This window comes from Lonepinella sp. MS14436 (assembly GCF_042470565.1).
Classification (GTDB): domain Bacteria; phylum Pseudomonadota; class Gammaproteobacteria; order Enterobacterales; family Pasteurellaceae; genus Lonepinella.
Map to the genome: position 1 here is coordinate 905,425 of NZ_CP170385.1, position 15,891 is coordinate 921,315.

General features: G+C 39.0%; 13 protein-coding genes. All 13 read left to right on the top strand.

Annotation, left to right across the window (positions count from 1 at the left end):
• Positions 1–90: 90 nt before the first annotated feature.
• The 13 genes from gshAB (at position 91) to mraY (ending at position 15,874) form a co-directional block, all read left to right on the top strand.
• Positions 91–2,367, top strand: a complete 2,277-nt coding sequence (gene gshAB, locus O1Q81_RS04395; protein ID WP_386698421.1) for a bifunctional glutamate--cysteine ligase GshA/glutathione synthetase GshB — start codon at positions 91–93, stop codon at positions 2,365–2,367.
• A 59-nt stretch (positions 2,368–2,426) separates the two neighbouring features.
• A complete protein-coding gene (locus O1Q81_RS04400) occupies positions 2,427–3,518 on the top strand; it encodes a PhoH family protein (RefSeq protein WP_386698422.1) in 1,092 nt (363 codons plus the stop codon).
• Positions 3,511–3,978 carry an rRNA maturation RNase YbeY gene (gene ybeY / locus O1Q81_RS04405; protein WP_386698424.1) on the top strand — a complete coding sequence of 156 codons (468 nt, stop codon included), beginning with the start codon at positions 3,511–3,513 and terminating at the stop codon, positions 3,976–3,978. The genes O1Q81_RS04400 and ybeY overlap by 8 nt, the downstream gene beginning before the upstream one ends.
• The gene (locus O1Q81_RS04410) at positions 3,978–5,870 is read left to right on the top strand and encodes a tRNA(Met) cytidine acetyltransferase TmcA (protein WP_386698425.1); all 1,893 of its coding nucleotides are present in this window, start codon (positions 3,978–3,980) and stop codon (positions 5,868–5,870) included. Before ybeY ends, O1Q81_RS04410 begins: the two co-directional genes overlap by 1 nt.
• A complete protein-coding gene (locus tag O1Q81_RS04415; RefSeq protein WP_386689816.1) occupies positions 5,867–6,037 on the top strand; it encodes a DUF5363 domain-containing protein in 171 nt (56 codons plus the stop codon). Before O1Q81_RS04410 ends, O1Q81_RS04415 begins: the two co-directional genes overlap by 4 nt.
• A 182-nt stretch (positions 6,038–6,219) precedes the next feature.
• Positions 6,220–7,809 (top strand): carbon starvation protein A, encoded by a 1,590-nt coding sequence (locus O1Q81_RS04420; RefSeq protein ID WP_386689818.1) that lies wholly within the window; start codon positions 6,220–6,222, stop codon positions 7,807–7,809.
• A gap of 213 nt (positions 7,810–8,022) precedes the next feature.
• Positions 8,023–8,481, top strand: a complete 459-nt coding sequence (gene mraZ / locus O1Q81_RS04425; RefSeq protein ID WP_386698427.1) for a division/cell wall cluster transcriptional repressor MraZ — start codon at positions 8,023–8,025, stop codon at positions 8,479–8,481.
• Between the two features lie 147 nt (positions 8,482–8,628).
• Positions 8,629–9,591: a 16S rRNA (cytosine(1402)-N(4))-methyltransferase RsmH gene (gene rsmH / locus O1Q81_RS04430; RefSeq protein WP_386698430.1), complete on the top strand. Its 963-nt coding sequence runs from the start codon at positions 8,629–8,631 to the stop codon at positions 9,589–9,591.
• Positions 9,592–9,593: 2 nt separating this feature from the next.
• Positions 9,594–9,923 (top strand): cell division protein FtsL, encoded by a 330-nt coding sequence (ftsL, locus tag O1Q81_RS04435; protein ID WP_386689826.1) that lies wholly within the window; start codon positions 9,594–9,596, stop codon positions 9,921–9,923.
• A complete protein-coding gene (locus O1Q81_RS04440) occupies positions 9,920–11,755 on the top strand; it encodes a penicillin-binding transpeptidase domain-containing protein (protein ID WP_386698431.1) in 1,836 nt (611 codons plus the stop codon). The genes ftsL and O1Q81_RS04440 overlap by 4 nt, the downstream gene beginning before the upstream one ends.
• A gap of 10 nt (positions 11,756–11,765) precedes the next feature.
• Positions 11,766–13,238 carry a UDP-N-acetylmuramoyl-L-alanyl-D-glutamate--2,6-diaminopimelate ligase gene (gene murE, locus O1Q81_RS04445; protein WP_386698433.1) on the top strand — a complete coding sequence of 491 codons (1,473 nt, stop codon included), beginning with the start codon at positions 11,766–11,768 and terminating at the stop codon, positions 13,236–13,238.
• A 140-nt stretch (positions 13,239–13,378) separates the two neighbouring features.
• The gene (murF, locus tag O1Q81_RS04450) at positions 13,379–14,785 is read left to right on the top strand and encodes a UDP-N-acetylmuramoyl-tripeptide--D-alanyl-D-alanine ligase (RefSeq protein WP_386698435.1); all 1,407 of its coding nucleotides are present in this window, start codon (positions 13,379–13,381) and stop codon (positions 14,783–14,785) included.
• Between the two features lie 6 nt (positions 14,786–14,791).
• A complete protein-coding gene (mraY, locus tag O1Q81_RS04455; protein WP_386689834.1) occupies positions 14,792–15,874 on the top strand; it encodes a phospho-N-acetylmuramoyl-pentapeptide-transferase in 1,083 nt (360 codons plus the stop codon).
• Positions 15,875–15,891: the final 17 nt, after the last annotated feature.

Here is a 15,891-nt window from a genome sequence, read left to right on the forward strand (position 1 = left end):
TAGCAACTATTTTTTTATGATGGCGAAAAACGTGAAACAATGGTATGTTAAAGGCATATTTTGATTATTTAAATGAATTTAGGAGATAAGATGGAACTACAGAGTATTATAAAACAAAACCACTTAGGATTATTATTTCAACAAGGATTATTTGGGGTAGAAAAAGAAAGTCAGCGAGCCTATGGTGATGGTTCAGTGGCGACAACAGCACACCCAAAAGCCTTTGGTAGCAGAGCCTATCACCCTTATATTCAAACGGATTTTGCCGAAAGTCAGTTAGAATTAATTACTCTACCCAATAAAAAATTAGAAGACTGTTTACGTTGGTTATCCGCCATTCATGAAGTGGTACTACGTACACTTCCCGAGGATGAATATATTTTCCCGATGAGTATGCCAGCGGGATTGCCACCGGCGGATCAAATTCAGGTGGCTCAATTAGAAAACCCTGAAGATGTGGCTTATCGTGAACATTTGGTGAAGTCTTATGGCAAGAACAAGCAAATGGTGAGCGGAATTCATTATAATTTTCAGTTTGATCCCGAATTAGTCAAAGCCTTGTTTAATGCTCAAAACGAAATCAAAAGTGCGGTGGAATTTCAGAATAATTTATATTTGAAAATTGCTAAAAACTTTTTACGTTATCAATGGGTGCTATTGTATTTGTTATCTGCTAGCCCGATGGTGGACGATGATTATTTTAAAAATGGTGTACCACAAGATTTAAGCCCAATGGTGAGAAGTTTACGTTCCAGCAAATATGGTTATGTCAATGATCCTGATGTGATCGTTTCTTTCGATAGCCTAAATGCTTATGTAGAAAGCCTTGAGCATTGGGTTAATTCAGGCAAATTAATTGCCGAAAAAGAATTTTATTCTAATGTACGTTTGAAAGGTTCAAAAAAAGCCCGTGATTTTTTACAAACGGGGATTCAATATTTAGAGTTTCGTTTGTTTGATTTAAATCCGTTCGAACCTTACGGTATTAGTCTAAATGACGCAAAATTTATTCATTATTTTATTTTATTAATGGCATGGCTTGATGAAACGGCAACGCAAGAAGATGTGGAGCTAGGTCAACAACGTTTAGGTGAAGTTGCATTAGAAGATCCATTTTCCGTAACAGCTTATTCGGAAGAGGGGGAACTGTTGTTGTTCGCCTTGCTTGATATGTTAAAGGATATTGGAGCGGAGCAAACTGCGGTGAAAATTGTACAAGAAAAGATTATGCAATTTTCTCAACCGAATAACACTCTTTGTGCAAGGTTAGTCAATGAAATTGTCAAAGCAGGGGGCTATCAACAGCTCGGTGCGAAATTAGCTAAACAATATAAGGCTCAAGCCTTTGAACGTTTTTATGCGTTGTCTGCTTTTGATAATATGGAATTATCCACTCAAGCCTTGTTATTTGATGTCATTCAAAAGGGTATTAAAACAGAAGTTTTAGATGAAAACGATCAGTTCTTGTGTTTGCAACATGGTGATCATATTGAATACGTGAAAAACGGCAATATGACTAGCCACGACAGCTATATTTCGCCATTGATTATGGAAAATAAAGTAGTCACTAAAAAAGTGTTGGCGAAAGCAGGCTTTAATGTGCCGCAAAGTCTTGAGTTTACTAGTATTGAGCAAGCCGTGGCAAGTTATCCATTATTTGAACATCGGGCAGTAGTGATTAAGCCAAAATCCACCAATTATGGTTTAGGCATTACCATTTTCCAACAGGGCGTACAAAATCCCGATGATTTTGCCAAAGCGGTGGAAATTGCGTTTCGTGAAGATCAAGAAATTATGGTGGAAGATTACCTGAAAGGCACGGAATACCGTTTCTTTGTGTTAGGTGATGAAACCCTTGCCGTGTTATTACGTGTGCCTGCTAATGTAGTGGGTGACGGTGAACGTACCATAGCCGAGCTTGTTGCTCACAAAAATAATCACCCTTTACGTGGTGACGGTAGCCGTACACCATTAAAACGCCTTAGCTTGGGTGAAATTGAACAGTTACAATTAAAAGAGCAAGGTATGGATATTTTCAACACGCCAGCTAAAGATCAGATCGTGCAGTTGCGAGCCAATTCTAATATCAGCACTGGCGGTGATAGTATTGATATGACAGACGATATGCACCCGAGTTATAAAGCCTTAGCAGTAGGTATTGCCAAAGCCATGGGAGCAGCAGTTTGTGGGGTGGATTTGATTATCCCTGATTTAACCAAACCTGCCGAACCGACTTTGCAATCTTGGGGCGTGATTGAAGCGAATTTCAATCCGATGATGATGATGCACATTTTCCCTTATCAAGGAAAATCCAGACGTTTGACCTTAGATGTGATTAAAATGCTGTTTCCAGAGTTGAAAATCTAGCATTAACGCCATAATCTTGATAGGATCTAGTTTACTAGATCCTATTTTTATATAAAACCATGACCGAAAAATTAACCCAACAATTCACTCTCGCCCCAACGGATAACGCCCGTTTGCAATCCCTTTGTGGTGCTTTTGATGATCATTTAAAGCTGATTGAAAAAGAATTTAATCTTTCTATTGCTCGCCGTGATTTTGATTTTACTATTCAATCCAATGATCAACAGGCAAAACCGCATCACGCCCATTTATTGCAAAGTGCGGTGCGATTAATTCAACATTTATATGTAGAAACCGCACCGATTAAAGGCAAAATTAAAGAGTTAGATTTGGAAGATGTCCATCTTGCCATTCAAGAAAGCCGAATGTTGGCACAAATTGATCCTGATGAACGTGCGGAAAGCAAGGTATATGCCACTACGATCAAAACCAAACGAGGCTTAATTAAACCGCGTGGTAAAAATCAGATTGAGTATTTGCATCATATTTTGACCCATGATATTAGTTTTGGCATTGGACCTGCAGGCACAGGGAAAACCTTTTTAGCTGTAGCAGCTGCGGTGGAAGCCCTTGAACGACAAGAAATTCGCCGTATTTTACTGACCCGTCCAGCCGTAGAAGCAGGGGAAAAATTGGGCTTTTTACCAGGGGATTTGGGTTCAAAGATTGAACCCTATTTACGTCCGCTTTATGATGCCTTATACGAAATGCTTGGTTTTGAGCGAGTGGAAAAACTCATGGAACGCAATGTAATAGAAATTGCTCCACTGGCTTATATGCGTGGTCGCACCTTGAACGATAGTTTTATTATTTTAGACGAAAGTCAAAATACTACCGTTGAACAAATGAAAATGTTTTTAACTCGGATCGGCTTTAATTCCAAAGCCGTGATTACAGGCGATGTGACCCAAGTGGATTTGCCACGTTCGCAAAAATCAGGCTTAAAACATGCGATTGAAGTGTTATCAGACGTGGCTGAATTGAGTTTTAACTATTTTGATAGTCAAGATATTGTGCGACACCCAGTGGTAGCGAAAGTAGTGCAAGCCTATGAAAAATGGGAAGCGGAAGATGAAATTCGTAAACAAAAAATAGCGGAAAAAAAACGCTTGGAACGTGAACGATTAACAGCGAGTGCAGAAAATGAATAATGTGATTGTCGATTTACAAATTGCTACCGAAAACCAACAAAATTTACCTACATTAGCACAATTTAGCCACTGGGCAACGCAAGCAGTGCGAGCCGAAAGCCTTGAGCCAGAAATGACAATTCGTATTGTCGATGAAGCGGAAAGTCACGAGCTAAATTTGCGTTATCGTGGCAAAGATCGTCCGACCAATGTTTTATCCTTTCCTTTTGAATGTCCTGATGAAGTGGAATTGCCGTTATTGGGGGATCTGGTGATTTGTCGTCAAATAGTGGAAAAAGAAGCCATTGAGCAGGGTAAACCGTTGATCGCACATTGGGCTCATCTGGTCGTACACGGCAGTTTGCATTTATTAGGTTATGACCATATTGAACAAGATGAAGCCGAGGAAATGGAAAGCCTAGAAACGGAAATTATGCTCGGACTAGGTTTTGAAGATCCTTATTCTTATGATGAAGAATAATGTGTGAACGCCAGTTAATTCCTTATTTTGACAAAGAAGAACCGCTTTTCCTATTCCAAAACCGTAGGGGTGGACAGATGTGTCCGCCCGAAAACGTACCATTAATATTAAACTCACAAAATTTTGCCAAAGCCAAAAATCTGCTCGGACAAGAATTTTCTGCGATTTTATTTGATGCCAGAACAACGCTAAATTTAGATGCACTCGCCATTGCGATTGGCACATTGCGAGCAGGGGGTACGCTCGTTTTATGGTTAAATCCCAATCAGCATATTGATTTAGACAGTCGCCGCTGGTCAGGGGTGGCAAATGGTATCATTACGCCAAATTTTAATCGTCATTTTCAGCGTTTATTGCAACCGTTTTTAAGTTATTTGCCGTTTTTCTCGGGTGAATACCAAGATCCACTTCAATATCAGAAGCTGAAACCCACATCAGAACAACAAAATATCATTCAACAAATTCTACATTCATCCGCCGATATAGCCATTCTCAGCGCCAAACGAGGTCGGGGAAAATCTGCGTTATTAGGTATGTTAGCTAATCAACTCAACACTCAGAAATGTTGGCAAAAATGTTGGCTCACCGCCCCGAATAAAAGTGCGGTGCAAACGTTGCAAGATTTTGCTGAACAACCGATTGATTTTATTGCCCCTGATGAATTAACTCAACAAATTCAACAAGAGCCGACACAATTTAAGCAAGATTGGTTGTTAATTGATGAAGCGGCAATGTTGCCGTTGCCCATATTAAACCAATTTATCCGTACCTTTAAACGTATTGTTATTAGTACCACCATTCATAGCTACGAGGGTACGGGACGGGGATTTTTACTCAAATTCTTAACCAATTTACCCCGCACTTTTCAACAGTTTGAATTAACCGAACCTTTGCGTTGGGCAAAGAACGATAAATTAGAAATTTTTATTGATGAATTATTGTTATTGGAAGCCGAAGACCGCCTTGTGCAACCCGATTACGATCCGCAAACTGCGGTGCAAATTCGTCAAGTTTCACAACAAACCATCGTAGAAAAAATAAATGATTTTTATGCTTTATTGACGTTAGCCCATTATCGCACCAGTCCCCTTGATTTACGCCGTTTATTCGATGCTCCGCAACAACGATTTTATCTTGCAGAAAGTGGTTCGTTTTTATTTGGGGGCGTGTGGTTAATGGAAGAGGGTGGCTTGACATCACTGGATTTAATCGAAAAAATCTGTCGGGGGGAACGCCGTCCACAAGGTAACTTGGTGGCTCAAGCGTTAGCTTTTCAAGGGAATTTACCACAGGCTTGTGCCTTAAAATCTTTGCGGATTTCTCGTATTGCCGTACAACCTAACTGGCAAAACCATGGATTAGGGCAAAAGTTAATCAACACCTTAATTCAACAAGCCGAGGTGGATTTTCTTTCTGTTAGCTTTGGCTATACCGCAGAATTGTATGCGTTTTGGCAAAAGTGCGGTTTTATTTTAGTGCAAATCAGTGAGTATCAAGAAGCCAGCAGCGGTTGTTATTCTGTTATTATGCTCTGCCCAATTTCAATAGCAGGGGAAAAATTGGTGGCACAAGCACAACGCCATTTTCAGCGTAATTTTCCATTTTCTTTTCATTCGCTAAAAGCACAATTTCCCTTTCCGTTAGATTGGCAACTCACTGATGAAGATTTTCAGATTTTGCAAAACTTTGCGTTTTTTCACCGCACTTTATTTGCAAGCATTGGAGCAATTCGGCGTTTAATGGCAAAGTCAGATATGCTGCAATGTTGCCCATTATTAACTGCCTATTGCCAACAACAAAAAATTGATACAAAATCTGTGGGTGGTAAAAAAAATTGGTTAAAACAATGTCGTTTGGAAGTGCAAATTCAAATAGTAAGGAGTAAAAAATGACCGAACAAACCAAACCAAAAAGTTGGTTGCGTAAAGTATTAGATAAATATAATCGTTTTTGCGATGAGCTTGGTGTGAATCAGGGGGCTTGTCGTGGTTGTGTGCCAGTGGTGAAATTTGACCCTGAATCTGGAGAGAAAAATCAGAAAAAACCTAATAAAACGTGATTTACTTCACATTTTTAACTATTCATTGGCGAAACAGTGAATTCTTCGTTTACTTTATTTTAACAACTCTCTAAAATTTCCAACTGGCTAATCGACAGAATAGATAAAAATGTTGTTTATTTTTATCTGTTTTGTGATTAAACGTAATCATTATTTTTCATTTCTTAATGAGGGTTCTCTCTATGTTGTGGTTCTTTTTCTGTGTTGCTATTTTAGTAACGGGTTATTTTATTTATGGCAAGATTATTGAAAAAATCTTTGTCATCAATCCAAAACGCACTACACCAGCCTATTCAATGGGTGATGGTGTGGATTATATGCCCATGTCGAAAACCAAAATTTGGTTAATTCAATTATTGAATATTGCAGGAACGGGTCCGATTTTTGGTCCGATTCTAGGGGCATTATATGGACCAGTCGCTATGCTTTGGATCGTGATTGGCTGTATTTTCGCAGGGGCGGTACACGATTACTTCTGCGGAATGTTAAGTATTCGTCATGGTGGTGCAACCATGCCGTATTTGGCAGGTAAGTTCTTAGGTAAACCTGTGAAGGCCTTTATTAACGTGATGGCATTGGTGCTATTATTGTTAGTTGGTGTGGTATTTGTTGCCAGTCCAGCCCAATTATTAAGTACGATTACCTTTGATTTATTTGGCTCTAGTGCGGCAGCAATGAATTTAGGTAATCCTGAAGAAATTCATCATGCTGTGGAAGTCGCGAAAGATTTAACTGTGTGGGGAATGGACAAGCCAACGGTGATTTCTGTTTGGACGTTTATTATCTTTGCTTACTATATCTTTGCCACCTTGCTCCCAATCGATAAAATCATTGGTCGTGTTTATCCATTGTTTGGAGCATTGTTGTTATTTATGTCTGTGGGTATGGTTTATGGTTTGTTAAGCTCACATTTCAGTGCGACAGATCCAATTGAATTTTTCCGTACCGTAAATGCAGACGGTGAAGGTTTAACTTGGGCGAAATTTACCCAAAACTTCCAAGTGAAAGGTGATGTGCCTGTTTGGCCATTATTATTCTTAACGATCTCTTGTGGGGCATTATCAGGTTTCCATGCCACCCAAACGCCATTAATGGCACGTTGTGCAGAAAATGAATCGGAAGGTCGTTTTATTTTCTACGGTGCAATGATTACCGAAGGTGTGATTGCCTTAGTTTGGTGTATGGTCGGATTGGCATTCTATGAAAATCCGCAAGCCTTACAAGATGCGATTTCTGCAGGTTCACCGTCTAAAGTGGTGTATGACAGCTCGTTACATTTCTTAGGTTTTATCGGCGGTATTTTTGCAGTGTTAGGCGTAGTGGTGTTGCCAATTACTTCAGGAGATACGGCTTTCCGTGCAGCACGTTTGCAAATTGCCGAGATTTTTAAAATGGAGCAACATTCTTTAAGTAAACGTTTAATGATTGCTATTCCGTTGTTTGCCCTTGGTTTTGTGGTATCTAAAATGGATTTCAGCGTGTTATGGCGTTATTTCACTTGGGCGAACCAAATGACAGCAATGGTGATGTTATGGACGGCGGCAGGTTATTTATATCGTTATAATAAATTCCACTGGGTTGCATCAATTCCCGCATGGTTTATTAGCACCGTATGTTTTACCTATTTAGCCTATAACAAAATCGGTTTTGGTTTAGATTATGAATTATCTTGCTATATTGGTTTAGGCTTAACCGCATTTTGTATTGTGTTATTCTTTACTTTACTTAAACCTTTGGGTGAGAACGATCCAGAAGCTTTAGTGACAGAATAATAGATCAAAAAATTGTCTAATTTTACACCGCACTTTGATTGAAAAATGAAAGTGCGGTTTTTTCATTTATAAGAAAAATACTTTTTACTGTATAAACAGCTTGTCAATTAAACAATCTAAGTATAGAATTAAACAAAATGTGGGAAAAAGTGGAGTTTTGTGTCGAATAATTTCTCTTATTAACCCATTTATTTAATGAAATAAGGCAAAGATATGTTTCGTGGAGCATCAGCGGTTAATTTAGATACAAAGGGTCGTCTTGCGATCCCGACTCGCTATCGCCCCGAAATTATCGAACAGAACCAAGGACAAATGGTTTGTACTGTGGATATTCGTCAACCTTGTTTATTGCTTTACCCATTAACCGAATGGGAAATAATTGAGCAAAAATTATTGGCATTGTCGAATTTTGACCCAGCTCAACGCAGTTTACAGCGTGTTATGTTGGGGTATGCCACGGAATGTGAATTAGACAGTGCGGGTAGAATACTAGTGAGTTCGCCATTACGTCAACATGCAAAATTAGAAAAAAATATTATGTTAGTTGGACAGCTCAATAAGTTTGAGATTTGGTCTGAAGCCGAATGGTACGCACAAATTGAACAAGACATGGCATTAGGTTCCAGTGGACAATTTGCTGTGTCAGAAGCATTAAAAACGCTCTCTTTATAATAGAGGGTGGCACTAGCAAACTCGCTTAAGCGGCAAAGATCGTATGGCGAGATAATAAAAAAGGTGGCGGGCTAGGTTTTCCTAGCTCTGCTAAACCTAACGAATTCCTTTCTTTTTATAGTTAATTTTAGTTTTTGAGATAGTTTTATGAGTTTGCAAAATACCTTATATCCAGCACATACCACCGTTTTATTAAATGAAGCGGTGCAAGGCTTGGCGTTGAAAGAAAAAGGTATTTATATTGACGGAACATTTGGTCGTGGCGGTCATTCTCGTTTAATCCTTTCTCAACTAGGTGAAAATGGTCGTTTAATTGCGATTGATCGTGATCCACAAGCTATTGCCGAAGCGAGTAAAATTCAAGATGCTCGTTTTCAGATTGAACATAACAGCTTTTCTGCGATGCCTGAAATTTGTGAAAAATTAGGTTTAGTCGGTAAAATTGACGGTATTTTGCTCGATCTTGGGGTGTCTTCTCCACAACTTGATGAGGCAGAACGTGGCTTTAGCTTTATGAAAGATGGTCCGTTGGATATGCGAATGGATACAAGCAAAGGACAATCAGCTACAGAGTGGTTGGCTAATGTTAGTGAAAGCGATTTAGCTTGGGTGCTGAAGACCTTTGGGGAAGAACGTTTTGCTAAACGGATTGCCAGTGCTATTGTAAATTACAATAAAAATGCGATACAAAATAATCAGCCGATTTTACACCGCACTTTGTCATTAGCAGAACTCATTGCGAATGCAGTGCCGTTTAAGGATAAACATAAACATCCAGCGACACGTAGTTTTCAGGCGATTCGGATTTTTATCAATGCGGAATTAGATGAATTAGAAAGTGTATTAAATTCAGCGGTTGAACTGTTAGCTCCTCAAGGGCGTTTGTCTATAATCAGTTTCCATTCTTTAGAAGACAGAATGGTAAAACACTTTATACGCAAGCAAAGCAAAGGGGAAAATATTCCAAAAGGCTTGCCGTTGCGTGAAGATCAGATTCAGCGTAATCAAACTTTAAAAACTATCGGTAAAGCGATTCAAGCCAGTGAACAAGAAATTGCGTTGAACCCACGTTCACGTAGTGCAGTATTACGTATAGCGGAGAAACTTTAATAATGAACGAGCCACTATTAAATAGCCAACGCTATCCATTACAACATATTTTAATTCAGGATATTTTTGCTGCGAATAAACTCGCTCTTTGTTTATTATTTGCCATTGTGATTACTGCTGTCGGTACAGTGTGGATCACTTACCAAACACGAGCATTAATTTCACAGAAAAGTGCTTTAATAGCACAAAAAGAAGATCTTGAGAATGAATATGTCAATTTGAAATTAGAGGAAACCACCCTAAGCGATAATAGCCGTATTGAGTCTATGGCGATTAATGGGTTAGGTATGAGTAGAGTTAAACCAGAACAAGAAGTGGTGATTTTAGAATGAAAGTGAAATTTAATTCAGCACGCCATCAAGCGAAACCGAAAAGTGCGGTGAAAAAATCCGTTAATTCAGCTAGTGTTAAGCCAAATAAACCCGTGAAACTCTATGAAAATAGTTTCTTAAAAGGACGTTACCGTTGGGTGATGGGCTTTGTTTGTTTTGGACTTTTTGCTTTAGTGGCACGTGCCGCATTTGTGCAAGCAATTAATGTGGAAACCTTTAATGATGAAGCAGATAAACGTTCATTACGTGAGCAAAAAGTGTTATCTGCTCGTGGTTCGATTTTGGATCGTAATGGACAAATGTTGTCCGTAAGTGTGCCGATGTATAACATCAAGGCGGATCCGAAATTGATTTTAGAGGGAAATTACTTAGCGGATAAAGAACGTTGGAAAGCCTTAGCCAAGTCACTCAATATTAGCTACAAGGATCTTGTGGCGAAAATCGAAAATAAACCTAAATCACGAGATATTATTTTAAGTCGCAAGGTGACAAAAAATGTGGTGGATTATGTTCGTCAACTAAAAATCCATGGCATTGTGTTTGAAAATGATTTCCGCCGTTTTTATCCAAGAGCAGAAGAAACAGCACATTTAGTCGGTTTTACTGATATTGATAATAACGGTATTGAAGGCATTGAGAAAAGTTTAAATAACGATTTAATTGGTAAAGCGGGTTTACGTGCTTATCGGAAAGATAAAAAAGGTAATGTTATTGAAGAAATTGCGGATGTGAAAAAATATTCTGCTCATGATGTAGTATTGAGTATTGATGAAAAATTGCAATCTATGGTTTATCGTGAAATTGCCAAAGCAGTGCAAGAAAACAAAGCAAATTCAGGTACAGCAGTATTAGTTGACGTTCGTACTGGGGAAGTATTGGCAATGGCAAATGCCCCTTCTTACAATCCAAATAAACGTACTGGTGTGGCAGAAGAATTAATGCGTAATCGTGCTGTAACGGATACTTTTGAGCCAGGTTCAACCGTAAAACCTTTTGTGGTTTTAACCGCACTTCAACGTGGAGCTGTTCGCCGTAATGAAATTATTAATACAGGACCTTTAGTATTAAATGGTAAAGAAGTGAAAGACGTAGCACCACGTGATCAACAAACTTTAGATGAAATTTTGGAAAATTCCTCTAACCGTGGTGTGAGCCGTTTGGCATTGCGTATGCCACCGTCAGCCCTAATGGAAACTTATCAAAATGCTGGATTAGGTAAATTAACCAATTTAGGTTTAGGTGGTGAACAGGCTGGTTTGTTGCGAGCAAACCGCTCACGTTGGTCTGAAATTGAACGTGCTAACGTGGCGTTTGGTTATGGTATCAATGCCACACCATTACAAATTGCTCGAGCTTATATTACGCTAGGTAGTTTTGGTATTTATCGTCCATTGTCGATTACCAAAGTGGATCCACCAGTGATTGGTAATCGAGTATTTCCTGAGAAAATAACCAAAGATGTGGTTCAGATGATGGAAAAAGTAGCCATCAAGAATAAACGTGCCATGGTTGAAGGTTATCGAGTAGCGATTAAAACAGGGACAGCAAAAAAATTAGAAAAAGGGCATTATGTAGATAAATATATGGCATATACTGCTGGACTTGCCCCAGTAACAGACCCACGTTTTGCTTTAGTTATTTTAATTGATGATCCTAAAGCTGGACAATATTATGGTGGTGCTATCTCTGCTCCAGTATTCTCAAGCATTATGGGTTATGCGTTACGTACTTATAATGTTACGCCAGATTCCGAAGAAAGTGTGGCAAATCTAAGAAATATCAAACGTGTGGTACGCTTGACGAATAAACCAGATGGAAAACAAACAAATTAAGTGAGAAAAAATGAAAAAGTTGACCGCACTTTTGGGTAATTGTTCATTATCTGGTGAAAATTTAGACATTCTAGTAGAAGAGATGACCCTAGACAGTCGTTCTGTAAAGAACGGCTGTCTTTTCGTTGCTATCAAAGGACATACTGTTGATGGTCGCCGTTTTATTCCACAAGCCATTGAAAACGGAGCTGTTGCCGTATTAGCAGATGCCGACCAACCAAACGAACATTTAACCGTTCACTTGGAAAACAATATACCTGTTATTGCGTATTTTGATTTATCCGCTCATCTTTCTGAAATTGCTGATATTTTCTACGATAGTCCATCGCAAAAATTAACCTTAGTCGGGGTTACTGGCACCAATGGTAAAACTACCATTGCTCAATTATTGGCTCAATGGACACAAATTCTAGGGCATAAACCAGCAGTGATGGGAACCATTGGTAATGGGTTATTAGGTCAGGTGAAACCAGCCGAAAATACCACAGGGTCAGCTCTTGAAGTACAATCATCTTTAGCCAATTTTGTGGCTCAAGGGGCGGATTTCGCCGCGATTGAAGTATCTTCCCATGGATTAGTGCAAAAACGAATTGAAGCCTTGCATTTTGCGGTAGCAATTTTCACCAATTTAAGCCGTGATCATTTGGATTATCATGGTAGCATGCAAGAATATGCCAATGCCAAAAAACGCTTGTTTAGTGAATTAGTCACTCAACAACAAGTGATTAATGCCGATGATCAGATTGGTGCAGCTTGGTTAAAAGAATTGCCAAACGCAGTGGCAGTTAGCTGCCAAGCTGATTTCCAGCCAATGCAAAAAAATTGGTTAAAATGCACCGCAGTTTCTTTTAATAACAAAGGGGCGAGCATTGAATTTTGTTCTAGTTGGGGCAATGGCAAATTAGAAAGCCATTTAATTGGGGCATTTAATGTGAGCAATTTATTGCTGGTATTAGCTACTTTATTATCCTTAGGCTACTGCCTTACGGATTTGGTTAAAACCGTTTCACAATTAACGGGAGTGTGTGGTCGCATGGAAATGTTGCATACGCCACATAAACCAACAGCGATTGTGGATTATGCTCATACCCCAGATGCTTTAGAAAAAGCACTACAAGCGGCACGTATTCATTGTAACGGTAAACTTTGGTGTATTTTTGGTTGTGGTGGCGACAGAGATAATGGTAAACGTCCACTGATGGCAAAAATAGCAGAACAGTTTGCAGATGTAGTAATTGCCACTGATGATAATCCACGCACGGAAGAGCCAACAAAAATTATGGCAGATATTGTGGCAGGATTTGAACACGCCAATGCTGTGCAAATTATCCATGACCGTGAGCAAGCAATTAAAACTGCCATACAAAGTGCGGTGGAAAATGATGTGATTTTGATTGCAGGTAAGGGGCATGAAGATTATCAGATTATTGGGAAAGTAAAACAGCATTTTTCTGATCAGGAAGTGGTAAGGAAATATTTATAAATTCCCCGTACTTGCGTACGGGGTTAGTGAAATAACGCCACGCTGTGGCTGAAATGTGATGGCTGAAATTAAGATGCGGAGCATCGTTACTATGCTTAACCCTGTACGTCAGTGCAGGGATCTTTAAAAGAAAAACCAAAATGATAAAACTAACAACAAAAAAAATCGCTGAAATCTTAAACGGCAAACTCATCGGAAATGCTGAAACGCAAATTGAAAACATCAGCACCGATACCCGCCAACAAACGCAAAACGGCTTATTCTTTGCCCTAAAAGGTGAACGTTTTGATGCTCATCATTATCTTGAACAAGCCATGGCACAGGGCAATGTCGCCGTTATTGTTGATCATGAATGTACTGTCAACGTACCACAAATTATAGTCCCTGATACTCGTTTAGCCTTAGGGCAATTAGCACAATGGCTTAAAGCCAAATTAAATCCATTAACCGTGGCAATGACAGGATCTTCGGGCAAAACTACGGTGAAAGAGATGACAGCTTCTATTTTAGCTCAAACTGCCAGCCGAATGACAACGGAAAGTGCGGTGGAAAAAAATCAAGTTTTATTTACCCATGGCAATTTTAATAATGATATTGGCGTGCCTTTAACTTTATTACGTTTAACCGAAAAACATCAATTTGCGGTGATTGAGCTTGGAGCGAATCATCAAGGCGAAATTGATTATACAACGCATTTGGTGAAACCAAATGTAGCATTGATCAATAATATCGCACCAGCTCATTTAGAGGGATTTGGTTCTATTGAGGGGGTGGCTCAAGCAAAAGGCGAGATTTTTCGTGGTTTGAGTGAAAAGGGTGTCGCTATTGTGAATTTAGATTGTCATTATTTAGATATGTGGAAAAAAGAAATTGGGACACATAAATTACAATCTTTTTCCGCTTATAATAAGCAAGCGGATTTTTATGCTAGCAATGTCAAAGCAACAGAAACGGGTTCAATCTTTATTTTACACAGTCCACAGGGCGAAATTGAGATTAATTTACCCTATTTAGGCGAACATAATGTAGCCAATGCGTTAGCAGCGACAGCCTTGGCGGTGAATGTCGGAGCCACATTACAAGAGGTAAAATTAGGACTTGAGCAACAATCTTTGGTCAAAGGACGTTTATTTCCGATTCAGCCTTGTGAAAACCTTTTATTGTTAGATGATACTTATAATGCCAATGTGGGATCATTAAAGTCTGCGATTGATGTTTTGCAAAAATATGCCGCATTTCGCATTTTTGTTGTTGGAGATATGGCAGAATTAGGCGAAAATACGCAGTCTTGTCATCAACAAATTGCCGATTATACGGCACAAGCACAATTAGAATGTGTGGTTAGCTTTGGTTTGCATAGTGCGGTGATTTCACATCAATCCGCAGGGCAGCATTTTACTGATAAAGCAGTTATGGCAAATTATTTAACACCGATAATTAAACAAAAATTAGCGAATAATCAATCTGTTGTGTTATTAGCAAAAGGATCACGCAGTCAAAAAATGGAAGACGTGATCGATATTTTAAAAGAAAATTTCGAAGGGTAATATTTCATGTTAGTTTGGCTTGCATCTTATTTACAGCAATATTTTAGCGATTTTCACGTTATTTCTTATCTTACCGTCCGTTCGGTTTTTGCCTTATTAACGGCATTGTTGTTGTCTTTATGGATTGGACCGAAAATGATCCGCCGTTTACAAATCTTCAAATTCGGGCAAGAAGTCCGTAATGACGGACCTGAAAGTCATTTTCAAAAACGCGGTACGCCAACTATGGGCGGTATTATGATTTTATTCACGATTACCGTGAGTACCTTGTTGTGGGGCGATTTATCTAATCCGTATATTTGGTTCAGTTTATTCGTATTACTCGGTTATGGTGCAGTTGGCTTTGTCGATGATTACCGCAAAATTAAATATAAAAATACTGATGGTTTAATTGCTCGTTGGAAGTATTTCTGGTTATCTGCCATTGCTTTAATTGCGGTAGTGGGAATGTATTTAATTGGTAAAGATACTGATGCCACTCGTTTAGTAGTACCATTCTTTAAAAATGTGATGCCACAATTAGGTTTATTCTATATTATTTGGGCTTATTTCGTGATTGTAGGCACCAGTAATGCGGTGAATTTAACCGATGGTTTAGACGGTTTAGCGATTATGCCGACCGTGTTTGTGGCGGGAGCATTTGCGTTGATTGCATGGGCGACAGGAAATATTGAGGTTTCTAAGTATTTATATATTCCTTATTTAAAATACACGTCAGAATTAGTCATTTTCTGTACTGCTATTGTCGGTGCGGGATTAGGTTTTTTATGGTTCAACACTTATCCTGCACAGGTATTTATGGGTGATGTGGGTTCATTAGCGTTAGGTGGTGCATTAGGCGTGATTGCGGTGTTGGTACGTCAAGAATTTTTATTAGTGATTATGGGTGGGGTATTTGTGATGGAAACCATTTCGGTGATTTTACAAGTGGGTTCCTATAAATTACGCAAAAAACGGATTTTCCGTATGGCACCGATTCATCACCATTATGAACTCAAAGGCTGGCCCGAACCCCGAGTCATTATCCGCTTTTGGATTATTTCGTTGATGTTGGTGTTGATGGGCTTAGTGACCTTGAAACTACGTTAGATAAAAAAGGATTATGC